This window comes from Mycobacterium sp. BK086 (assembly GCA_004362315.1).
Taxonomy (GTDB): domain Bacteria; phylum Actinomycetota; class Actinomycetes; order Mycobacteriales; family Mycobacteriaceae; genus Mycobacterium.
The window spans coordinates 125,296-146,852 of the sequence record SNWL01000004.1 but is presented as its reverse complement, the minus strand read 5'-3'; the positions used below and the strand labels follow the sequence as shown (position 1 = coordinate 146,852).

Sequence of the window (21,557 nt, the reverse complement as noted above, 5' to 3'; positions counted from 1 at the left end):
GCCGTGGATCTCGGACTCGGTCACGCCACCGCCGTCGTGGTCGGCGGTGGTCGCGGAATGGGATTGGCCGCCGCCCGGTGCCTGGCCGACGACGGCGCCCGCATCGCACTCGTCGGCCGCACGGCGGCGCTGCTGGATGCTGCGGCCGACGAACTGGCTGGACGCGGCAGCCCCGATGCCGTCGGCCTGGTAGCCGACACCGGCGACGATGCGCAGGTGCAGCGGGTGTTCGAGCAGATCGGCGAGCGCTGGGGTGGCCGGCTCAACATCCTCATCAACGCTGTCGGGCCAAGCGTGCAAGGCACTTTCGACGACCTGAGCGACGATCTGTGGCGCACCGCCATCGACGAAGGCGCGATGGGCATGGTGCGCTGTGTGCGCGCGGCGCTGCCCCTGTTGCGGGCCGCGGAGTGGGCGCGCATCGTCAACTTCTCCGCGCAGTCCACCCAACGGCAGAGCCCGCGGCTGGCGGCCTACACCGCGGCCAAGGCGATGGTCACCAGCGTCTCCAAGAATCTGTCGCTGTCGCTGGCGCCCGACGAGATCTTGGTCAACGTCGTATCGCCGGGCAGCATCGCGTCGGAAGGGCTGACCGGCTGGGCCGCATCCGTCGGAGTCGACGGCTCCGACCCCTACGCTCTGATGGCCGCGATCGACGAGCATTTCGGCCACCCCGCACATCTGCCGCGGGCCGGGCTGCCCGAGGAGATCGGACCGGTCGTCGCTTTCCTTGCCTCCAAACGCAATTCGTACATGACCGGCGCCAACATCAACGTCGACGGCGGCAGCGATTTTACTTGAGCTTGAGACCAAGGAGCAGTGATGGCGACAGCGCGCGATGCCCGGGAGTGGGCGCGAACCTCATTGCGTGGAATCGGCAACAGCCTCTACACGCCGTTCGCCGGAACCGACGGCGACGATATCGACTGGGACGCCTACCGGACGTTGGTGCGGTACTGCGTCGGCGAGCTCAAGCACCCGATGCTGTGGTGCACCAGCGGTATCGCCGAGTTTTGGTCGCTTACCCTCGATGAGCGAAAGCGGTTGCTGGAGATCGCAATCGAGGAAGCGCGGCGGATCAATCCCGACGTCGTCGTCCAGGCCTGCACCGCGGCCACGGCCGCCAAGGACTGTCTTGAGCTCACCCGGCACGCTCAAGAAGCGGGCGCCGACATCGCCTACATCCAGACACCGATGATGGAGACCCACGGCGGCGAAGGGGTATTGCGCTTCTACCGGTACGTCGCCGATCGCACCGATATCGCGCTCGGCATGTTCAACTCGCCGTCGTCGGGCTACGTGCTGACCCCGGCCGAGGGGGCGCGCATCTACGCCGAGATCCCCGCGGTGTGCGCGACCAAGGAGGGTGCGTTCCGTCCGGGCAGCAGCCGACTGCTGCATGAGCTGGCACCCGGGCTGGTGATCTGGGAGTGCGATCTCACGGTCTACCGCGCGGGATGGTTGCGGGCGGGGATCGTCGGTCCCGCCCAACTGGGCACCGCGGGCTACCTGCACGAGACCCCGCAGCAGCCGATCATCTCCGAATACTGGGAGCTGGTCTGGGCCGACAAGCTCGTCGAGGCGATGGACTACGCGCAGAAGTCCGGGCTGGACCAGTTCGGCATCGACATGGGCTCGTGGTTCACCTGCTACCCGGGGCGACCGGACTATTTCACCCACTGGGGCAGTGCCTTTAAATACGCCGCCTCGCTGCTCGGACTTCCGATCGGCGACTATCCGCATTCGCGCCCGCCGCAGACGGAATTGCCCGACGCTGGAAAGGCCCAGATTCGGCAGGCCTACCAGCGGCTCGGGCTCATCGCACACTAATTGCGGAAGGTGATACCGATAGGTGTACAGTATGGACATATCCGCATGCTGGCGCGCCATTCCGGGAGGTACGCGTAGGTGACCGACACCCAAGCTGATGTCACCGCGAATTCCGCTGCGGCACCGGCCGTTCTCTACGAGGTTCTCGATAGCGGCGTCGCGGTCTTGACGTTCAACCGCCCGGAGCGAATGAACGGCTGGGGCGGTGGCCTGGCCGCCGGCTTCTACGCGGGCATGGACGCCGCCGAAGCCGACCCGGATGTCCGGGCGATCGTCGTCACCGGATCGGGCCGCGCGTTCTGCGCCGGCGCCGACATGGGTGACCTGTCGTCGATCAGCTCGGCCACCGTCGACAGCGACGGCGAGACCGACATCAGCAAGATGGTGGGGGAGCGGCATCCGCTGTTCGTCACGACCGTGAGCAAGCCCGTCATCGCCGCGATCAACGGTGCCTGCGCCGGCATCGGGCTCACCCAGGCCCTGATGTGCGACATCCGGTTCGCCGCGGCAGGGGCCAAGCTCACCACCTCCTTCGCCCGTCGCGGCCTGATCGCCGAATACGGAATCTCCTGGATCCTGCCGAAGGTCGTCGGATGGGGCGCCGCACTGGACCTGCTGATGACCGGCCGGGTGTTCTACGCCGAGGAGGCGCTCGAACTCGGCATGGTCAAGGAAGTGGTCGCACCCGACCAATTGCTCGATCGCGCAATCGAATACGCCGCGGACATTGCCGCCAACTGTGCGCCCAGCTCGCTGGCCGTCATCAAGCGGCAGGTTTACGGCGACGCGCTGCGCGAGGCGGCTGACGCGAGCGGGCGGGCCGAGGCACTCATGCACGAATCCATGCAACGCCCCGACTTCATCGAGGGCATCACCGCTTTCTTCGAGAAGCGGCCACCGAACTTCCCGCCCCTGAGCTGAGAGGACGACTCCGATGACTTTGGATTACAAGGCGATTGACGTCGACAATCACTACTACGAGCCGACCGATTCGTTCACCCGCCACCTGCCCAAGGAGTTCAAGCGCCGCGGCGTGCAGATGCTCACCGAGGGCAAGCGCACCTTCGCCGTCATGGGCGGTGTCATCAACCAATTCATCCCCAACCCGACGTTCGATCCGATCATCGAGCCGGGCTGCCTGGACCTGTTGTTCCGCGGCGAGATCCCCGACGGCGTCGACCCCGGGTCGCTGATGAAGGTCGACCGGTTGGCCGATCACCCCGAATACCAGAACCGCGACGCCCGGGTGAAGATCCTGGACAAGCAGAACCTCGAAACCGTCTTCATGCTGCCGACATTCGCGTGCGGTGTCGAGGAAGCCCTCAAACACGACATCGAGGCCACCATGGCCTCGGTGCACGCCTTCAACCTGTGGCTGGACGAGGACTGGGGCTTCGACCGGCCCGACCACCGGTTCCTCTCCGCACCGATCATCTCGCTGGCCGACCCGGACGTCGCGCTGGAAGAGGTCGAGTTCGTGCTCGGCCGGGGCGCCAAGATCGTCTGCGTTCGACCGGCACCGGTACCGGGGCGGGTCAAGCCGCGCTCACTCGGCGACCCGCTGCACGACCCGGTATGGGCGCGGCTGGCCGAGGCCGGAGTACCGGTGGTCTTCCACCTGTCCGACAGTGGCTACCTTGCCATTTCGGCGCTGTGGGGTGGCACCGGGACCTTCGAGGGCTTCGGGAAACGGGATCCCCTCGACAGTGTCCTGCTCGACGACCGCGCCATCCACGATTCGATGGCGTCGATGATCGTGCACCAGGTCTTCACCCGGCACCCCAAGCTGAAGGTGGCCAGCATCGAGAACGGTTCGTACTTCGTCTACCGCCTGATCAAGCGGCTCAAGAAGGCGGCCAACACCGCGCCGTACCACTTCAAGGAAGACCCGGTCGAGCAGCTCAAGAACAACGTCTGGATCGCGCCGTACTACGAGGACGACGTGAAGCTGCTGGCCGACACCATCGGCGTGGACAAGATCCTGTTCGGTTCGGACTGGCCGCATGGCGAGGGCCTGGCCGATCCGATGGCGTTCACCGCGGACATTCCCCAGTTCCCCGAGTTCAGTGCCACCGACACCCGAAAGGTCATGCGGGACAACGCGTTGGACCTGCTCGGCATCTCGGTACCCTCGGTGGCCTGAGCGATGCCCGAATGGACGATCGGCGCGGTGCTCGACGCCATCGCCGAGGTTATCCCCGACCGGCCGATGACGATCTGCGGTGACCGCACCAGCACCTACGCCGACTCGGCAGATCGCACGCGCAGGCTGGCGAACTTCCTGGCCGGCAAGGGTTTCGGGGCGCACCGTGAGCGTGACGAGCTCCGCAACTGGGAGTGCGGCCAGGACCGGATCGCGCTCATCATGCACAACGACCTCTACCCCGACATGGTCATCGGGTGCCTCAAGGCGCGGGTGGTGCCGGTCAACGTCAACCATCACTACACGCCCCGCGAAGTCGCCGAACTGCTCGACTACGTCAAACCGCGCGGGGTGATCTACCACCGGTCGCTGGGCGCCAAATTCGCCGACGTGCTGCCGCCGGAGAGCGCCGAGCTGCTGATCTCGATCGACGACGGCAGCGGCGCTGCCGACCTCTCAGACGCCGTCGATCTGGAAGACGCTCTGGCACAGGGCGATCAGGACGCCGATATCGCGCCCTCACCGGACGATGTGCTGATGATCTGCACCGGCGGGACGACGGGCCGACCCAAAGGGGTCATGTGGCGCCAGGCCGACACCTATGCCATCTCGATGAACGGTGCCGACCACGAGTCGGTCACCGAAATCCACGACAAGCTCGGCACTCCGGGTGCGCCGTGGTTCGCGGTGTCCCCGCTGATGCACGCGGCGGGGATGTGGACGGCGTTCGCCGCCGTGCTCAACGGGCAGACCGTCGTGCTCTACGACTCACCGAAATTCGACCCGCAGCGGGTGCTGTCCACCGCGCAGCGGGAGAAGGTCGGCATGATGACGATGGTCGGCGACGCCTACGCCGCCCCGCTCGTCGAGGAGCTGCAGCGCGGCGACTACGACCTGTCCTCGTTGTTCGCGCTGGCCACCGGGGGAGCGGCCACCAACCCCAAGCATCAGCACGCACTGCTCGAACTGCTGCCCAACATCATCTTGATCAACGGCTATGGGTCGTCGGAGACCGGCAATGTCGGCTTCGGCCGCAGCATGCGCGGCGAACACAAGGACACCTTCGAATTACGCGAAGGCGCACTGGTTCTCGCCGAGGACTACAGCCGATTCCTGGACGCCGGTGAGGACCAGGTCGGCTGGGTGGCCCGCGCGGGGCGGATCCCGCTGGGCTATTTCGACGACGCGGATGCCACACAGAAGACGTTCCCCGAGGTCGACGGCGCGCGGGTGGTGATCTCCGGTGATCGCGGCTCGCTGGCACCGGACGGCACGTTGCGCCTGTTCGGTCGAGATTCACTAGTGGTGAACACCGGTGGGGAGAAGGTCTTCGTCGAAGAGGTCGAGGAAGTGCTGCGCGCCCATCCCGGTGTCGCCGACGCCCTGGTGGTGGGCAGGCCCAGTGAGCGATGGGGTCAAGAGATCGTGGCGCTGGTCGCACTGCACGACGAGGTTGCGCACGGCGACTTACATGATCACTGCACCGAGCAGCTGGCCCGGTACAAAGCACCGAAGGAGTTCATCGTCGTCGAACAGGTCAAGCGCCTCGGTAACGGCAAGGCCGACTACCGCTGGGCCAAAGAAACTGCCGCCAGCAAGGTTTCGCTCTCATGACGCACCGAGTCATAGATTGTCTGGCCAACGTTCACTTCGGCGAGACGGAGAACCAGCCCACCTTCATGAAGAAGGTGCGCGACGATTACTTCAAGGGGCCGGCGTCGATGTACGACCCGATCGATCTGGCCGCGCTCCTCGATGAGATGGACACCCACGGGGTCCAGCGGGCCATTTTGATGGACTCACTGGTGAAGCCGTCGGTGACAGCGCGCAAGTTCGTCGACGCGCACCCTGACCGCTTCGCGCTGGCGATGGGCGGGGTCAACCTGCTGCGGCCCATCCCGGCGCTGCGCGAGCTGGCCGCGATCGCTGCCGACCTGCCGGTCGCCTATGCCGTTGTAGGGCCGAGCTTTTGGGGAGACGGTCAATACCCCCCGAGTGATGCCGTGTACTACCCGCTCTATACCAAGTGCGCGGAGCTGGAACTGCCGCTGTGCGTCAACACCGGGCTGCCGGGGCCGCCGATCCCCGGTGAGGTGCAGAACCCGATCCACCTCGACCGGGTATGCGTGCGGTTCCCCGAGCTGCGGCTGTGCATGATTCACGGTGCCGACCCCTGGTGGGACGTCGCGATCCGGCTGATGATCAAGTACGAGAATCTCCGACTGATGACATCGGCGTGGTCACCGAAACGCCTGCCGGACAGCCTGTTGCACTACATGCGCACCCGCGGCAAGAACAAGATCATCTTCGCATCTGACTTCCCGGTGCTGCGGATGCAGCGGGTGGTGCCCGAGGCCCTGGCCCTGGACCTGCCTGCCGACGTGATGGACAACTATCTCTACAACAACGCCAACGAATTCTTCTTCAGGGAGCGCTGAATGGACCGTTACGAACTGCGCAGGCTCGACTACAGCCTCTCGGAGGATCATAAGGATCTGCAGAACGCCTACCGGCAGTTCTTCAAGACCCACAGCCCGATCGACACCGTGCGAGCCGCCGAGGCCACCGGATTCGACAAGAGCCTGTGGGAACGCCTGTGCGCCATGGGTGCAACCACGATGGGCGTGCCGGAGTCGGCCGGAGGCGACGGTGCCACCCTGGTGGACCTGACCCTGGTCGCCGAGGAGCTCGGCCGTTCGCTGGCGCCGGTGCCGTGGATCGACCACGTCTGTGCCGCCCGTCTGCTCGCCGAGCTGGGTGCCTTGTCCGACGAGATCATGAGTGGTAGCCAGATCGTCGGACTCGACGCATCTCTGGACAGCGCCGCAGGGACGCGGCTGATCCCCACCGGTTCGATCGCCGATCACATCGTCGTCCGGGATGGCGACGATGTGGTTCTGCTGACCTTCGGAACCCGGCCTGCGAAGGTTGACAACATCGGTCGGCTGCCGATGGCCTGGGTGGATCCCGCGGCCGCGGACACCCGCACGGTACTCGGTAGTGGAGAAGCAGCCCTCGCCAAATATGGCCGGGCACTGGATGAGTGGCGCCTGTTGACCGCGTCGGCCCTGGTCGGGCTGGTCGAGGAGACCATGACCATCGCCGCCGAGTTCGCCAAGTCGCGCTACACGCTGGGTGTGCCCATCTCGACCCTGCAGGCGATCTCCCACCCGTTGGCCAACATGGTGATCACCGTCGAGGGCGGCCGCAACCTGTCCCGGCGGGCCGCATGGTTCCTCGACAACGAGCCCGATGCGCGCCGTGAGCTGGCTCCGTCGGCGTTCGTGTTCATGGCCGATGAAGCATCGAAGGCGGCCACGATGGCCGTGCACATCCAGGGTGGTCTCGGGGTCTCGTCGGAGGCAGCCGCGACCGCCTACCTGGTGCGGGCGCGCGGTTGGCCGCTGGCCGCCGGCGATCCGGGTGCCAGCGCCAAGCAGATCGCGCACATCCTTGCCGACCGCGAAACTGCCTAGGAGACAACCGCAATGGATTTCTCACGCGTCGAGCTCGACGCCGGGGATCAAGGCTTCCTCGACGAGGTCCGGGCCTTTCTGACGGAGCACGTCACCGACGAAGTGATCCGGCACGACCGGGAGACCGGTGACAACTTCCACGAGGCGGTGCACCTGGCGCAGGGCGCCGCCGGATACCTCGAGGCGGAGTGGAAGACGCAGGCCGAGGGCGGGTTCACTCGGACGCGAAGGCGCATCTGGGAGCTGGAGAAGCGGCGCTTTCATGTCCCGTGGGTCACGTGGGGCACCACCGCCATGGTGGCGCGCTCGGTCAACAGCTTCGGTTCCGAGGAAGTCAAGGCCGAAGTGCTGCCGAAGGTTTTCAGCGGACAGGTCCGGCTGTGCCTCGGCTACACCGAGCCCGAGGGTGGTTCGGACATGGCCACCTGCAAGACCCGTGCCGTGCGGGACGGCGATCACTGGATCATCAACGGATCGAAGATGTTCACCACTGGCGCGCACAATTGCCAGTACGTCTTCTTGTTGACCAATACCGACCCCGAGGCGCCGAAACACAAGAGCCTCACCATGTTCCTCGTTCCGCTGGACACCCCGGGGATCGAGATCCAGGGCATCCGCACAGTGGACGGTGACCGCACCAACATCGTCTACTACAGCGACGTGCGGGTGGAGGACAAGTATCGCCTGGGCGAGGTCAACGACGGGTGGACCGTGCTGCGGGAACCGCTGTCCGTCGAGCACGGTGCGGTCGCCGCGGCCGCCGACGGGCTGGCCGACGTGTCGATCATGATGCACCAGGCCAATTTCATGGCTACCGCCGTCGACAAGGTGGCCGCCAACGTCGGCCGGCCCGGCCCGAATGGCAGCCGTCCCGTCGACGACGGTGCAGTGGCCTACCGACTGGGTCGCAGCGCGGCTCGGATGGAAGCCGCCCTGAGCTCGCAGACCCTCTACGGGCGGGTCGCCATCGCGCAGACGATGCGGGATATCTCCCCGGACCTGATGGACATTCTCGGTGCGGCGGCCGCACTTCCGGTGGAGACCGACGGTGCCGCCGACGACGGGGCGTCCGAGTACGTATACCGCTTCGCTCCGCTGTCGGGCATCTACGGCGGCACGCTGGAGGTGTTCCGCAACATGATCGGCCAACACGTTCTCGGGCTGGGCAAGCCGGCCTACGCACCCCAGGTGAAGAAGGCATCATGACCGACCCGCAGCTGCGCGATGTGCCGATCTTCGATGCAGATCAGCACATGTACGAGACGCCCGAAGCGCTCACCCGGTATCTGCCCGAGCGCTACCGGTATGCGGTGCAATATGCGCAGATGGGTAGGCAGACCCGGCTGGTGATCAACAACCGGGTCAGCGATTTCATCCCGAACCCGACGTTCGAACGGGTCGCCGCTCCGGGTGCGCACGAGAAGTTCTTTGCCGGCGAGAACACCGAAGGGCTGACGCTGCGCGAAATGCAGGGCCCCGCAATCGAAGCGCCGACTGCCACCAAGCACCCGGCGGACCGGATCGCCGAACTCGACCGCCAGGGTGTCGTCGAAGCACTCAACTACCCGACGCTGGCCAGCCTCGTCGAGCATTCTTCGGCCGACGATCCCGAGCTCACGCTGGCCATCATCCACGCCCTCAATCAATGGATGGCCGAACACTGGTCGTACGTGTACGACGACCGGGTGTTCTCGACTCCGATCATCAACCTCTCCGAAGTCGATGGCGCGCAACGGGAACTCGAGTACATCCTGTCCCAGGGGGCCAAGGTCGCGCTGATCAAGCCCGGGCCGGTCCGCGGTGTGCACGGCTGGCGTTCGCCGGCGCTACCGGAGTTCGATCCGTTCTGGCGCGATGTCGAGGCCGCCGGCCTGCCGATCGTGCTACACGCCAGCTACCCGCCGCTCGACGACTATGTCGGCAAGTGGGAGCCGCCGCACACGCAGAACTTCATGGCGATGAGCGCGTTCCGGTGGATGGTGCTTGGCCATCGCGAGATCGCCGACATGATCACCAGCCTGATCTGCCACGGCACGCTGACCCGGTTCCCGCGCTTGCGGATCGCCAGTGTCGAGAACGGCAGCTCCTGGATCTTCCCGCTGTTCAACGACTTCGAAGACCTGGCCAAGAAGATGCCGCAGAACTTCCCCGAGCACCCGCACGACGTGTTCCGGCGCAACATCTGGGTCAGCCCGTTCTGGGAGGGCAGCGTCTCGGATGTGGTGAACACCGTCGGCTGGGACAAGGTTCTGTTCGGGTCGGACTATCCGCACCCCGAGGGACTCGCCGAGCCACGCGGCTTCTGGAAGTACGCCGAAGGCATGGACGAACGCCGGACGTATGACTTCATGGGCGACAACGCCCGCCGCTTCATGGGGCTGCCCCTGGCCAACCCGGACCCGGCCGCCGCCGAGCCGCCGGTGCTAGCCGTCCCGTCCTGATCCGAGGAGCCGTCATGGATTTCACCGAAGTCGAGCTGAGCGCCGACGATGCAACCTTCCAGCGCGAGCTGCGGGCATTTCTCTCCGACCTGGTCACGCCCGAAGTCATTCTGCGAGATCGGCAGACCGGGGACAACTTCGACGAGGGTGTGCACCTGGCTCTGGGCGCCCGCGGATATCTGGAGCAGGAATTCAACACCGGCACCGACGCCGGATTCAGTCGCGTTCAGCGTCGCATCTGGGATCTCGAACGTCGCCGGGCACATGTGCCGTGGGTGACATGGGGGACCACGGTGATGGTGGCCAGGGCGGTCGCCGCCTTCGGTAAACCGGAACTGGTCGCCGAGGTGATGCCCAGGGTCTTCGACGGCACCGCGCGAATGTGCTTGGGCTACACCGAACCTGAGGGCGGCTCGGATGTCGCGACCTGCAAGACGCGTGCCGTGCGCGACGGCGACCACTGGGTCATCAATGGGTCCAAGATGTTCACCACCGGTGCACACAACTGCCAGTACGTCTTCCTGCTGACCAACAGCGATCCCGATGCGCAGAAGCACAAGAGCCTGAGCATGTTTCTGGTGCCGCTCGATACGCCGGGTATCGAAATCCAGGGCATCCGCACGGTCGACGGCGATCGCACCAACATCGTGTACTACACCGATGTCCGGGTGGATGAGAAGTATCTGCTCGGCGAAGCCAACGGGGGCTGGACGGTGCTGCGCGGACCGCTGGACGCCGAACACGGTGCGGCGCCCACGGAAGCTGACGGGCTCTCCGACGTGTCGATCATGGCCCATCAGGCCGGCGTGATGGCGGCCGCCGTCGATGCCGTCGCCGCCCGGGTCGGACAAACCGGTCCGTCGGGAACACGGATGGTCGACGACGGGGCGGTCGCCTACCGGCTCGGTCGCGCCGCGGCTCGGCTGGAGGCATCCCTCTCTACGCCAAGCATTTTCGGCCGGGTGGCGCAGGCGCAGGCCATGCGTGACATCGCACCGGATCTGATGGATCTCGCCGGTGCGGCGTCGGTATTGCCCGTCGACACCGATGGGGCGGCCGACAACGGCGCATCCGAGTACGCCTTCCGGTTCGCGCCGCTGTTCGGGATCTATGGCGGCACGCTGGAGGTGTTCCGCAACATGATCGCGCAGCACGTCCTCGGACTCGGGAAGCCGAACTATTCACCGCCGGCGAAGAAGGTCTCGACCGCCACATGACGACGACATCGGTGGTCTTCGATCCGTTCTCGGAAGACTTCTTCGTCAGCCCGTACGACACCTACCGGCGGATGCGCGATGAGGCCCCTGTCTATTACAGCCAGGAGTACGACTTCTACGCGCTGACCCGGCATGACGATGTTGCGGCGGCGTTCAAGGACTTTGAAACCTACTCCTCGGCATACGGCGTGGACCTCGGTCAGGTGCGCACGGGCGAGGTCACCAAGCACGGATCGATCATCGCGATGGACCCGCCCGCGCACCGGCGGATGCGCAGCCTGCTCAACAAGGTGTTCACCCCCAGGGCGATCGAGGCGCAGCGCGCGCTGGTCATCGAGCTGGTCGACAAGCATCTTGCCGCCGTCGACCCGTCCGGGTTCGACTTCGTGCAGGACTTCTCGGCGCTGTTCCCGGTCGACGTCATGACCTCCATGCAGGGGGTTCCCGCCGAGGACCGCCAGCAGATCCGGCTATGGATCGATGAACTGCTGCACCGCGAGAACGGCGACGTCGAGATGACCGAGGCGGGTCAGAAGGCCGCCGTCGACATGGCCATCTACTACTTCCGGCTGATCAAGAAGCGCCGTGATGATCTGGGTGACGATCTGCTGAGCAAGCTGATCTGTGCCGAGATCGAACGCGAAGACGGCCAGATGGAGCCGCTGGACAATATCGAGATCACCGAATTCGCAACATTATTGGGTGGCGCCGGTGCGGAGACTGTCACCAAGTTGATCGGCAATGCCGCGGTGGTGTTCGCGCAGAACCCCGACCAGTGGGAGATCCTGCAGCGCGACCGCGGCAAGATTCCGCTGGCTGTCGAAGAACTCCTGCGCTACGAGGCTCCGGCCCAGTACAACGTTCGCTGCTCGCTGCGCGAGGTCACGCTGCACGGCGTCACCATTCCGGCGGGCAAGCCGGTCTTCCTGGTCGGCGGATCGGCAAACCGGGACGGCGCGGCGTGGACCGACCCGGACCGCTTCGACATCGATCGTGACCGCACCCAGGCCCAGAATCTGGGACTGGGCTACGGAATCCACAGCTGCCTGGGCGCGGCCCTGGCACGCCTGGAGAGCGCCATCGCACTGGACAAGATGCTCGACTTCATGCCCCGCTTCGAGGTGGACTTCGCCGGCTGCAAGCGAGTCAACATGCAGAACGTCGCCGGTTGGAGCAACGTGCCGGTCAAGGTGTTGAGCTGACCCCGTATCTCTGTGGAATTATCAAGGTACACTGTAGTTTTCAGTATTGACCGCTAGGCGGCATCGTCGAGTCGCATGGTGCGCCGGTTGTATGCGGGCAATGGTGTTCGCTCTCGGTCGACCGTTGCGGGCGGGATGAGCCACGGATGTTTGTCGTAGCCGAGGATGACGTTCCAGCCGTTGTGGTGGACATCTGTGTGGCAGCCCGGGCAGAGTAGGCAGCCGTTGTTCAGGCTGGTTTCGCCTTGGTGGCTCCAATGCTGAATATGGTGACAATGGGTCCTGCTGGCAGGGGCACCGCACTTGATACAACACCGATCCCGCAGATACAGCGCCTTGCGCAGATTTGCTGGGAAGAGGCGTTTGTCATGCCCCATGTCGAGGGGCACCTGGTGTCCGTCCACGATGATCGTGGTGACGCTGGTATCGCAGGACAACCTGCTCAGGCTGGCGAGGCTGATCGGTCCCATGAATTCGAGCTCTGCAGCATCGGGGGTGTTGGCAGGCACGGTCAACAACAACTGCGTGCGCGGCGGTGAGGCGCTGTCACCGGCGCGCGAGGCGGTGTCGAGTACCGCTTCCAGGGCATCGGCGCGGCGTCGCTCGGCAGGCCGGAGATCGGGTGTGCCGTCGGGCTCGGGGCGTGGTGCCGACCCCTCCTCCAAGGCGGCGGCGAGTTTGACGCCCACTTCGGCGTCCAGATCCCCTCGTACCCGCCAGCGCCCCTCGCTCGTTTTGACGCAGTGGATTTCGTTGGTCGAGCGGTCCTCGGCCGCCGGTAACCCATCCTGCTCCTCGGCGAGTTGGTTGCCCAGCTTCCTTGCCCGATCAGCGATCTCGGCCGGAGTGGCCCTGGACAGAGCTTGGCCCAACAGGTCGACCTGATGTCGATACCGGGCGTCCTCATCGACCGGCTCTGCCGACCGTGTCCGAATATGGTTGGCGCCCTTGACCACTGCATCCACATGTTCGCCGGACAACGCTCCATCAGCGGCGTGGGCCATTACCACCGGCAACGTCTCGGCAGCAGCGCCGACACGGAGCATCCGCAGGGCTACCGACGGTGCACACCCCAACGCCATCAGGACTTCTCGCGGTCGTCTCCCGCCGCGGGCCGCGACATCCAGACGTGCCAGAGCGCCGGCCAGCATTGCAGCTCGGTGATCGGCGAGATGAACCACGGCGAGTGCTGCCCGTAGTTCACTGATCACGTCACCATCATCGAGCTCCAGATCACGCAGTTCCTCGGCGATCCGGATGAGTTCCGCGGTTGCGGCGTTCATGCATTCAGATTATTCGAACATATGTTCGATGTCAAGTGTGGCACGCAACTGATTGCCCACCTGCCAACATCCCCCTAGCTCACCGCTGGGATGCGATCGCCGCCTTGAGTGCGGCGTTGGGATCGGACGCGCCGTGGTCGTGCTTGCTCAGCGCCTGGATCGACACATCGTGTCCCTCAGCGGCTTTGCGTAGCGCACCGACATTCGCCTGTTCCTTCGAGATGTGGGTGAAGGGGTCCCAGTGGTACCAGCGCATCGCGTTCTCGTAGGTCATCTTGTTGATGTCGTCGTCGGGCACGTTGTGTTCGCGCAGCACCTCGTCGAGCTGCTCAGGCGCGCCGGGCCACATCGAATCCGAGTGCGGGTAGTCGGCTTCCCAGCAGATGTTGTCGATGCCGACGTCGTTACGTAGTTGCACGCCAACGTGATCGGAGATGAAGCAGGTCAGGAAGTGGTCGCGGAACACCTCGGAGGGCTTCTTGCCCTTGAAGTCCTGCCCGGTCCAGGTCGAGTGCATCTCGAAGGTGCGGTCGGCGCGCTCCAGGAAGTAGGGAATCCAGCCGGTGCCGCCCTCACTCAGGGCGATCTTCAAATCGGGGTATTCCTTGATCGGGCGCGACCACAACAAGTCGGCGGCGGCCTGCACGATGTTCATCGGCTGCAGCGTGATCATCACGTCCATCGGCGCATCCGGCGCGGTGATGGCGAGGCGGCCCGAGGACCCGATGTGCACGTTGAGCACGGTGTCGGTATCCACCAGGGCGTCCCACATCGGCTTCCAGTGGTCGAAGTCGTGGAAGCTCGGATAGCCCATGGCTGCCGGGTTCTCGCTGAACGTCAGCGAGTGCACGCCGCGGGCGGCGTTGCGTCGGATCTCGGCGGCACAGGCCACCGGGTCCCAGATCACCGGCAAGGTCATCGGGATGAACCGGGCCGGATAGGCGCCGCACCACTCCTCGACATGCCAGTCGTTGTAGGCCTGCACCAGCGCCAGCGAGAACTCCGGATCCTCGGTCGCGAACAGCCGGCCGGCGAAACCGGGGAACGACGGGAAGCACATCGAGCCGAGGATGCCCCCGGCATTCATGTCCTTGACCCGCTCGTCGACGTTGTAGCAGCCCGGCCGGATCTCATCGAGACCCTGGGGCTCCAGGCCGTACTCCTCCTTGGGCCGACCAGCCACCGCATTCAACGCGACATTCGGGATCACCACATCGCGGAACTGCCAGCAGTCCGACCCATCGGGGTTGTGCACCAAGCGAGGAGCCTCGTTGATGTACTTCTTCGACAGATGGTTGGCGAACATATCGGGCGGCTCGACAATGTGGTCGTCGACGCTGACCAGGATCATGTCCTCTTTGCGCATGGCCGTTCCTTTCGTCAGATGATGCCGTCGCGGCGTAGATCCGCGATCTCGGAAGTCTGGTAACCGATTTCGGCCAGCACCTCGTCGGTGTGCTCGCCGAGCAAGGGGGCGCGGCGCCGAATCGAACCCGGGGTGGCCGAGAGCCGGAAGGGTGTCTCGATGAGCGGCACGGGTTTCGACGCGCCGGGAAACGGCACCCGCTTGAGGTAGCCCATTGCCTCGACGTGCGGATCGTCGAGGACTTCTTGCGGCGAATTCAGCGGCGCGGCAGGTAATTTCGCGGCCTCGAGCTGGCCGAGCACCTCGGCCTTGGTCTTGCCCGTGCACCACTGCTGCATCAGATCGTTGAGGACATCGCCGTGCTGCCAGCGGGAGTCGTCGTCGGCGAAGCGTGGATCGTCGAACAGATCCTCCCGGCCGATCAGCCGGCACCACCGCTTGAACATCGGCTGGCCGGCGATCTGAAGGAGGACCCAGCCGTCACTGACCTCGTACAGATCACAGGGGGCCACCGACGTGCCGCGGTTGGCCGCCCGGGGCTTGTCCACACCGAGCAGCTCACGTTCGATGAGGAACGCGTTGGACAGCATCAATGCCGTTGGCAGCAGCGCGCCTTCGACGTGCTGGCCCTGGCCGGTCTGGCTGCGGTGGTAGAGCGCCATCATGACGCCGATGGTCAACGTGAGTGCGGTGCCGAAGTCGGCTTGGGGGACCACGGTACGAATCGGCAGGTCGGGCAGGCCCTGTCGGTAGACCGCACCGGACATCACCTGGCCGGCACCGTCGAATCCGATGCGGTCGCTGTACGGTCCGCCTTCGCCGTAGGCGGTTGCGCTGGCCAGGATGATGTCGGGCTTGACGGCGCGCAGCGATTCGTAGTCCAGCCCGCTGGCCCGCATACCCGCTGCGGGCATGTTGGCGATGACGATGTCCGACCGGGCGACCAACCGGCGGGTGATGTCGGCGCCTTCCGGCGTCGTCGAATCGAGGGTCAGCGAGCGCTTGTTGCGGTTGCACTGCAGGAAGGTGCCGCCTTCACCGCCATCGGTGACCGACTGCACCCAGCGGTCCTCGCCGCCTTCCCGCTTCTCGACGCGCAGGACGTCGGCGCCCATATCGGCGAGGATCGCACTGCACCAGGGCGCGGCGATGAACCGGCCGTAGTCCAGCACCCGTACGCCGTCGAGAACGCCCATCGATCTACAGCGTCAGCACGGTGGCCGCTGCGGTACCCGGGGCGCCGTAGAGCTGGGTGAAACCGACCTTCGGCTCACCGGGCACCTGGCGATCACCGGCCTCGCCGCGCAGCTGGCGGACGATCTCGTGGATCTGCCGCAACCCGGACGCGCCGATCGGCTCACCGTTGGCGATCAGGCCGCCGTCGGTGTTGATCGGCATGGAGCCGCTGATCTCGGTCTCGCCGTCGGCCAGCAGCCGCTCCTGGTCGCCGTCGGCGCAGAACCCGCACTCGGCCATGTGGATGATCTCGGCGCCGGCGTCGGTGTCCTGCAACTGGATCACGTCGACGTCTTGCGGTGACACACCGGACTTTTCGAACGCGGCTCGGGCCGCATGCACGGTGGGTGCGACGTCCTCGTTGACCGGGCCGAAGGTGGTGTTGACCTCGTACGCGCCGTAGCGGCGGGTGCGGACCTCGACGGCCTTGAGGTATACCGGCTTGGACGTGTAGCGGTGCGCGATGTCGGCGCGGCACATGATGACCGCGGCGGCGCCCTCGTCGGGAGCGCAGAACATGTACTGCCGCAGCGGGTAGTTCAGCACCGGCGAGGCCATGATGTCCTCGACGGAGATCTCCTTGCGGCGGAACGCATTCGGGTTCAGCACCCCGTTGCGGAAGTTCTTGTTGGCCACCTTCGCGAGCGTTTCCTCGGAGATGCCGTGATCGTGGATGTAGCGGTTGGCCTTCATGCCGAAGAACTGGGTGGTGAGGTACTGGCCGTTCTCGGCGTACCAGCGCGGCATGCCGACCAGCGCGGGGTCTTCGGTGAAGGCGCCGCGGGGATGCTTGTCCAGGCCGATCGCGATGCCGATGTCGTAGTCGCCCAGCCGGATTCCGTCGGCACAGGCCTTGGCGGCGCTGGCAGCTGTCGCGCAGGCGTTGAACACGTTGGTGAAGGGGATCCCGGTCAGGCCGACCATGCCGACGATCGCGTCGGGGTTGGCGACGGTCCAGCTGCCGCCGGTGGCGAACTGGACGTCCTTCCACTCGATGCCGGCGTCGGCAACGGCGGCGAAGATGGCGTCGACGGCCATCGCCATCGCGGATTTACCTTCGAACCGGCCGAACGGGTGCAGGCCGACGCCGATGATGGCGACATCGTTCATGTGCGCGGATCCCCTCTGTAGACCGGCACGAGCATATACGAACTGTAATTCTTACAGTAGACCCTGCAGTTCGGGCGTTCGGCCGCGTCGATTCTGGGGTGAACTCCTCGGTACACGGAGATGTCCTTCCACTATCCTTATGGCGTGGATCACAGCGACGGCGCCGAGCTCGTGTCGTCGCTGTCGGATGCGCAGGTGCAGGCTCTGCTGGCCGGATTGCGATCGCTCATCCGCCCGACCTCAACCGACGCGCGCGCCGTGGTTTCCGACGCATGGTCATTGCTGGCCGACGCGCTGTCCGAGGCCCCCACGGCGGAGACCGCGTTGACCGCGTTGCTGACCGTACGCCGCGCGGACGCATCCTTGCGGGCCGCGCAGGACAGCTCGCGCCGGCTTGGCGCTGTGTTGGGTCGTCTGGAGGCAGCGCCCTGTACCGTCGCCGGCCTGGCCGACGTGGCCCCGCGGCTGGTGGTGGACCTCGGCTTCGACCGGGCGATCTTCTCCCGCATCGTCGACGGCGTCTGGGTGTCGCATTCGGTGTGCATACCGGAGGATCCGCAGTGGGCCGCCGAGATCAACCGGGTCGGTCAGGAGCAGCCGCAGCCGTTGGTGCCCGGCTTGCACGAAACCGAAGTCGTCCGTCGCCGGGAGGCCCGGATCGTCACCGATGTCCAACATGACCGACGCGTGCACCGGCCGATCGCGGATGCCTCGCGGTCGACGTCCTATGTCGCGGCGCCGGTGATGTCCGGCGGCCGGGTTGTCGGACTGCTGCACGGCGACTGCTATCTGCACGACCGGGACATCGATGCCGCCGATGTCGAACTGCTCGCAGGCTATGCCAACGGGTTGGCGCTGGCGCTCAGTCGCGCCCGTGCCGTCGAACAGCTCGACGCGTTGGGGTCCGCACTTCGGTTGGCCGCCAACGACTGCGAGGAGGCCGTCGCAGGCGCGCACGAGTTCACGCTGGACGACGATGCGCAGACCCAGGCCGATATGCCGTCGGCGCCCAGAGTTGTTCGCCGGGCGCTGAACTCGATCAGAGATGTCCTGACGCCACGGGAAACCGAGATCCTCGAGCAGATGGCACATGGCCGGACCAACGCCGCCATTGCCGCGAAGCTGTTCATCTCAGAGGGCACGGTCAAACAACACGTGAAGCACATCCTGCGCAAGGTGGGTGCGGAGAACCGGGTCGAAGCGGTGTCGTTGCTCTACCAGTCGGACCAGGCCTGACTCAGGCGAGCGCCTCGACTGTGAGTGACTGAGTCGGGCAGTTGGCGACGACGGCGTCGAGCTCGGCCAGTCGTGAGGCGTCCACCAGATCGCCGATCAGGTGCGCGCGACCGTCGTCCCCGACCTCGAAAAGATCGGGTGCCAAGCCCTCACAGATCCCGATTCCCGCGCACCGGGTGGCGTCGATCGTCACCCGGCACCGGCTCACCGGTTCTCCCCGGGGTCGAACGGCATGCTCAGGACACCGCGAATGAAGTTGGTGCGCACCAATTCCGGCTCACCAGTCGTGAAATTCGGAGTCTGATCCCGCAATTCCCGGAACAGTGAACGCAGCATCACCTTGGCCAGCTGGCTGCCCAGACAGTAGTGGATCCCACCGCCGCCGAACGCCATGTGCGGATTCGGATTGCGCTGCAGGTCGAAGGCGTTAGGGTCGGTGAACACCGTCTCGTCGCGGTTGCCCGAGGCGTACATCATGACGACCTTGTCGCCGGGCAGGATCTGTTGGCCCGCCAGCTCGTAGGGAGTCACACACGTGCGGCGGAAGTTCTGCACCACCGAACCCCAGCGCAGGAATTCCTCGGTCGCAAGGCCGATGCGGCCGTCGAAATCATCCCACAGCCATTGCCGCTGATCGGGAAAGTCGTTGAGGGCTTTGGCCGCAAGACTCGTTGTGTGGCGGGTGGTGTCGTTGGCGGCCACCGAGAACAGCACCATGGTGGCGCCGATTTCGAAGTCCGACAACTGTTCGCCGTCGATCTCGGCCTGCACCAACGCGGTCAACAGGTCTTCCGCCGGCTCGGCGCGGCGCAATTCGATGATCTCTTCGGTGATCTCGTGGATCCGCAGCGCCGCCTCGACTTGCACCTCGGCCGGATCCCTGCCGGCCAACAGCACCGGGTCGGCCCAGGCCTGTGTCTCGTCGGCGGCGTGCACCACCGTCGCACGCAGTTCTTCGGGGAAACCGAACATGTAGCCGAACATCTCGGTGGGCAGGTGCCGGGCGATATCGTCGACGAAGTCCACCTCGGCGCCATCGCGGGCCTTGTCCACGGCGGCGGCGACGATCCGTTGTGCGCGTTGCGCGATGTCGGATTCGATGCGGCGCACCTGTCGCGGGGTGAACACCGATGACACCAGCCGGCGCACCTTGTGGTGCTGCGGGTTGTCCATCGCGAGGAAGGACATGGCCATCTCCAGGAAGACGGGCGGCAGCATGTCGAACATCACGCCGTAGCGGGAGACGAAAACGTCTGAATTCTGGCTGATCTCGACGATGTCCTTGTGCCGGGTCACCGCCCAGAAACCGGGGTCGTCGGGATCGGGGGACACCGCGGTCTCGATCGGTGGCTGCCAGCTGATCGGCCGGTCGCGCCGCAGTTCGGCGAAGATCGGTTCCCGCTCGGGCAGGTCCAGGTCCCAGAACGCATCTGACGATACGTTGAGCGGATCGTAACGACGGTTGGCCGCAACGTCATTGGTGGGCGGCAGATCGACGCTGTCGTCGTCCTCGTCGAAAGACAGGTCAGCGCAGAAGAGTTCGTTTTCTGTGGTCATCAGATCGCCGGATCCAGGATGATCTTCGTGGCTTCGCGGGCTTCGAACATGCGGTAGGCCTCGGCCGCCTGGGACAGTCCCATCCGGTGCGAGATGATCGAACTCGGCGTCAGCTTGCCGGCTACGGTCAAGGCGATGACCTCGTCCATGTACTCGGTGATGTGCGAGACGCCCATCTCGAGTGTGATGCCCTTGAGGTAGAGCTCGCCGAACGGGATCGTGATCGCGTCCTCGGTGTACACCCCCGGGATGGACAGCGTGCCGCCGGCGCGCACCAGTGAGATGGCGGACAGCAGTGCCGATTCGTGGCCGACGGCATCGACGACGACATCGGCGCCGCGCCAATCGGTCAGGTCCAGCACCACGTCGGCCGGTTCGACCTGACCGGCGTCGACGGTGATGGCGCCGTGATTCGCGGCTTCCTTCAAGCGGGTGTCGACCTTGTCCACGACGATCACCTGAGCCGCCCCCAGTGCGGTGGCGGCCATGGCCGCGCACAGGCCGACCGGGCCGGCACCGACAACTGCCACGGTGTCACCCGGCCGCATGGCCCGCGCCACCGCTTCGTATCCGGTGGTCATGATGTCGCCCGCGAACAAGATGTCCTCGTCGATTCCCGCGTCGGGGACGCGGCGCGCGGTCAGGTCGGCGTTGGGTACCGCGACGTATTCGGCTTGCCCGCCCATCAGATCGCCGAGGGCCAGACCCAGACCGAAAATCCTTGAACCCGCACAGTTTCCGGGCTGATGACGTCGGCACTGATAGCAGGATCCGCAGCTGACCACACACGAACTCACCACGCGGTCACCGACGGAGAACTGTCCCACCGCATCCCCGGCGGCGACCACGGTCCCCAGGAATTCGTGTCCGAGCACGATGTCGGGCTCGACCTCCAGGCGGCCCTCGTACGGGTGCAGATCGGTCCCGCAGATGGCGGTCTGCTCCACGCGAACGAGGACGTCGGTGGGGTTGGTGATCGTGGGGACCGGGACCTCGGCCACCTCGACCTCATGCGGTGCTCGCAGCACCGCGGCTCGCATGACGTCAGGCATTGGCGGCGGCGTCCTTCTCGGCGATCTTGCTGCGGTACATCGGAAACAGCGGCTTGGTGAGCGGAACGAGCTTCAGGATCTTGTTCACCGGCCCCTTGGCCTTGACCTGGCCCTTGGCCAGTCCGATCGCCAGGTTGTAGTCGCCGCGCCAGAACTGGTCTGCGGTATCCCCGCGCATCAGCAGTGTGACATCGGCCTTGACGTCGGTGGGGCCGGAGATGACCTGGTAGTCGTCGCGAAACGCCATCGTCATCTCGCAGTCCGGGTCGGTGTAGATCACTCGCATGACGATGTTGGCGGCCTTGAGCTTGGGACCCGATTCCGGGTGTTCGCCGGCCTCGCGGAACACCCCGCCGATGTATGTGTCGAGTTCTGCCTGATCGGTGAAAAAGCCCATGGTCCCAGTCG

The 21,557-nt window shown here is 65.5% G+C and carries 20 protein-coding genes; 12 read left to right on the top strand and 8 right to left on the bottom strand.

Annotated features, from left to right (window positions below; genetic code table 11):
* The first annotated feature begins 3 nt into the window (after nucleotides 1-3).
* The 11 genes from EV580_RS11315 to EV580_RS11265 all read left to right on the top strand — a co-directional run bounded on the left by EV580_RS11315 (nucleotide 4) and on the right by EV580_RS11265 (nucleotide 12,309).
* Nucleotides 4-801, top strand: a complete 798-nt coding sequence (locus EV580_RS11315; RefSeq protein WP_133691280.1) for an SDR family NAD(P)-dependent oxidoreductase — start codon at nucleotides 4-6, stop codon at nucleotides 799-801.
* 21 nt (nucleotides 802-822) lie between these two features.
* On the top strand, nucleotides 823-1,830 hold the full coding sequence (locus EV580_RS11310; RefSeq protein ID WP_133691279.1) for a dihydrodipicolinate synthase family protein: 1,008 nt from the start codon (nucleotides 823-825) through the stop codon (nucleotides 1,828-1,830).
* Nucleotides 1,831-1,908: 78 nt separating this feature from the next.
* Complete coding sequence (locus EV580_RS11305) at nucleotides 1,909-2,751, top strand: enoyl-CoA hydratase (protein ID WP_133691278.1); 843 nt, start codon at nucleotides 1,909-1,911, stop codon at nucleotides 2,749-2,751.
* Nucleotides 2,752-2,764: 13 nt separating this feature from the next.
* Complete coding sequence (locus EV580_RS11300) at nucleotides 2,765-3,973, top strand: amidohydrolase family protein (protein ID WP_133691277.1); 1,209 nt, start codon at nucleotides 2,765-2,767, stop codon at nucleotides 3,971-3,973.
* Nucleotides 3,974-3,976: 3 nt separating this feature from the next.
* Nucleotides 3,977-5,587 carry an acyl-CoA synthetase gene (locus tag EV580_RS11295; protein WP_133691276.1) on the top strand — a complete coding sequence of 537 codons (1,611 nt, stop codon included), beginning with the start codon at nucleotides 3,977-3,979 and terminating at the stop codon, nucleotides 5,585-5,587.
* Nucleotides 5,584-6,411 carry an amidohydrolase family protein gene (locus tag EV580_RS11290; protein ID WP_133691275.1) on the top strand — a complete coding sequence of 276 codons (828 nt, stop codon included), beginning with the start codon at nucleotides 5,584-5,586 and terminating at the stop codon, nucleotides 6,409-6,411. Before EV580_RS11295 ends, EV580_RS11290 begins: the two co-directional genes overlap by 4 nt.
* Entirely contained in the window at nucleotides 6,412-7,449 is a 1,038-nt protein-coding gene (locus EV580_RS11285) for an acyl-CoA dehydrogenase family protein (protein ID WP_133691274.1), read from the top strand.
* 12 nt (nucleotides 7,450-7,461) lie between these two features.
* Nucleotides 7,462-8,655, top strand: coding sequence for an acyl-CoA dehydrogenase family protein (locus tag EV580_RS11280; protein WP_133691273.1), 1,194 nt, complete (start codon nucleotides 7,462-7,464; stop codon nucleotides 8,653-8,655).
* The gene (locus EV580_RS11275; RefSeq protein WP_133691272.1) at nucleotides 8,652-9,890 is read left to right on the top strand and encodes an amidohydrolase family protein; all 1,239 of its coding nucleotides are present in this window, start codon (nucleotides 8,652-8,654) and stop codon (nucleotides 9,888-9,890) included. Before EV580_RS11280 ends, EV580_RS11275 begins: the two co-directional genes overlap by 4 nt.
* Nucleotides 9,891-9,904: 14 nt before the next feature.
* Nucleotides 9,905-11,107 (top strand): acyl-CoA dehydrogenase family protein, encoded by a 1,203-nt coding sequence (locus EV580_RS11270; protein WP_133691271.1) that lies wholly within the window; start codon nucleotides 9,905-9,907, stop codon nucleotides 11,105-11,107.
* Nucleotides 11,104-12,309 (top strand): cytochrome P450, encoded by a 1,206-nt coding sequence (locus EV580_RS11265; RefSeq protein ID WP_133691270.1) that lies wholly within the window; start codon nucleotides 11,104-11,106, stop codon nucleotides 12,307-12,309. The genes EV580_RS11270 and EV580_RS11265 overlap by 4 nt, the downstream gene beginning before the upstream one ends.
* Nucleotides 12,310-12,362: 53 nt before the next feature.
* On the opposite strand, the gene EV580_RS11260 is transcribed toward EV580_RS11265, so the two are convergent.
* The 4 genes from EV580_RS11260 to EV580_RS11245 form a co-directional block, all read right to left on the bottom strand.
* Nucleotides 12,363-13,592, bottom strand: a complete 1,230-nt coding sequence (locus tag EV580_RS11260) for an HNH endonuclease (RefSeq protein ID WP_133691269.1) — start codon at nucleotides 13,590-13,592, stop codon at nucleotides 12,363-12,365.
* A 79-nt stretch (nucleotides 13,593-13,671) separates the two neighbouring features.
* Nucleotides 13,672-14,958 (bottom strand): amidohydrolase family protein, encoded by a 1,287-nt coding sequence (locus tag EV580_RS11255; RefSeq protein WP_133691268.1) that lies wholly within the window; start codon nucleotides 14,956-14,958, stop codon nucleotides 13,672-13,674.
* A 14-nt stretch (nucleotides 14,959-14,972) separates the two neighbouring features.
* Nucleotides 14,973-16,154, bottom strand: a complete 1,182-nt coding sequence (locus EV580_RS11250) for a CaiB/BaiF CoA transferase family protein (protein ID WP_133691267.1) — start codon at nucleotides 16,152-16,154, stop codon at nucleotides 14,973-14,975.
* A gap of 4 nt (nucleotides 16,155-16,158) precedes the next feature.
* Complete coding sequence (locus tag EV580_RS11245; RefSeq protein ID WP_133691266.1) at nucleotides 16,159-17,304, bottom strand: thiolase family protein; 1,146 nt, start codon at nucleotides 17,302-17,304, stop codon at nucleotides 16,159-16,161.
* 144 nt (nucleotides 17,305-17,448) lie between these two features.
* On the opposite strand from EV580_RS11245, the gene EV580_RS11240 reads away from it, so the two are divergent.
* A complete protein-coding gene (locus EV580_RS11240) occupies nucleotides 17,449-18,540 on the top strand; it encodes a LuxR C-terminal-related transcriptional regulator (RefSeq protein WP_166654669.1) in 1,092 nt (363 codons plus the stop codon).
* A gap of 1 nt (nucleotide 18,541) precedes the next feature.
* On the opposite strand, the gene EV580_RS11235 is transcribed toward EV580_RS11240, so the two are convergent.
* The 4 genes from EV580_RS11235 to EV580_RS11220 are packed head-to-tail and all read right to left on the bottom strand — an operon-like array spanning nucleotide 18,542 to nucleotide 21,546.
* Nucleotides 18,542-18,748 (bottom strand): ferredoxin, encoded by a 207-nt coding sequence (locus tag EV580_RS11235; protein WP_133691264.1) that lies wholly within the window; start codon nucleotides 18,746-18,748, stop codon nucleotides 18,542-18,544.
* The gene (locus tag EV580_RS11230; protein ID WP_133691263.1) at nucleotides 18,745-20,097 is read right to left on the bottom strand and encodes a cytochrome P450; all 1,353 of its coding nucleotides are present in this window, start codon (nucleotides 20,095-20,097) and stop codon (nucleotides 18,745-18,747) included. Before EV580_RS11230 ends, EV580_RS11235 begins: the two co-directional genes overlap by 4 nt.
* Nucleotides 20,097-21,149, bottom strand: a complete 1,053-nt coding sequence (locus tag EV580_RS11225; RefSeq protein ID WP_133691262.1) for an alcohol dehydrogenase catalytic domain-containing protein — start codon at nucleotides 21,147-21,149, stop codon at nucleotides 20,097-20,099. Before EV580_RS11225 ends, EV580_RS11230 begins: the two co-directional genes overlap by 1 nt.
* On the bottom strand, nucleotides 21,142-21,546 hold the full coding sequence (locus EV580_RS11220) for an SCP2 sterol-binding domain-containing protein (RefSeq protein ID WP_133692195.1): 405 nt from the start codon (nucleotides 21,544-21,546) through the stop codon (nucleotides 21,142-21,144). Before EV580_RS11220 ends, EV580_RS11225 begins: the two co-directional genes overlap by 8 nt.
* Between the last annotated feature and the right edge of the window lie 11 nt (nucleotides 21,547-21,557).

What these genes read in the sequence shown, in the direction of transcription:
- EV580_RS11280 (WP_133691273.1), top strand. Translation starts at nt 7,462, where the DNA reads ATGGATTTCTCACGCGTCGAGCTCGACGCCGGGGATCAAGGCTTCCTC.
- EV580_RS11270 (WP_133691271.1), top strand. Translation starts at nt 9,905, where the DNA reads ATGGATTTCACCGAAGTCGAGCTGAGCGCCGACGATGCAACCTTCCAG.
- EV580_RS11230 (WP_133691263.1), bottom strand. Translation starts at nt 20,097, where the DNA reads ATGACCACAGAAAACGAACTCTTCTGCGCTGACCTGTCTTTCGACGAG.
- EV580_RS11285 (WP_133691274.1), top strand. Translation starts at nt 6,412, where the DNA reads ATGGACCGTTACGAACTGCGCAGGCTCGACTACAGCCTCTCGGAGGAT.
- EV580_RS11275 (WP_133691272.1), top strand. Translation starts at nt 8,652, where the DNA reads ATGACCGACCCGCAGCTGCGCGATGTGCCGATCTTCGATGCAGATCAG.
- EV580_RS11310 (WP_133691279.1), top strand. Translation starts at nt 823, where the DNA reads ATGGCGACAGCGCGCGATGCCCGGGAGTGGGCGCGAACCTCATTGCGT.
- EV580_RS11300 (WP_133691277.1), top strand. Translation starts at nt 2,765, where the DNA reads ATGACTTTGGATTACAAGGCGATTGACGTCGACAATCACTACTACGAG.
- EV580_RS11250 (WP_133691267.1), bottom strand. Translation starts at nt 16,154, where the DNA reads ATGGGCGTTCTCGACGGCGTACGGGTGCTGGACTACGGCCGGTTCATC.
- EV580_RS11245 (WP_133691266.1), bottom strand. Translation starts at nt 17,304, where the DNA reads ATGAACGATGTCGCCATCATCGGCGTCGGCCTGCACCCGTTCGGCCGG.
- EV580_RS11220 (WP_133692195.1), bottom strand. Translation starts at nt 21,546, where the DNA reads ATGGGCTTTTTCACCGATCAGGCAGAACTCGACACATACATCGGCGGG.
- EV580_RS11290 (WP_133691275.1), top strand. Translation starts at nt 5,584, where the DNA reads ATGACGCACCGAGTCATAGATTGTCTGGCCAACGTTCACTTCGGCGAG.
- EV580_RS11255 (WP_133691268.1), bottom strand. Translation starts at nt 14,958, where the DNA reads ATGCGCAAAGAGGACATGATCCTGGTCAGCGTCGACGACCACATTGTC.
- EV580_RS11295 (WP_133691276.1), top strand. Translation starts at nt 3,977, where the DNA reads ATGCCCGAATGGACGATCGGCGCGGTGCTCGACGCCATCGCCGAGGTT.
- EV580_RS11260 (WP_133691269.1), bottom strand. Translation starts at nt 13,592, where the DNA reads ATGAACGCCGCAACCGCGGAACTCATCCGGATCGCCGAGGAACTGCGT.
- EV580_RS11225 (WP_133691262.1), bottom strand. Translation starts at nt 21,149, where the DNA reads ATGCCTGACGTCATGCGAGCCGCGGTGCTGCGAGCACCGCATGAGGTC.
- EV580_RS11265 (WP_133691270.1), top strand. Translation starts at nt 11,104, where the DNA reads ATGACGACGACATCGGTGGTCTTCGATCCGTTCTCGGAAGACTTCTTC.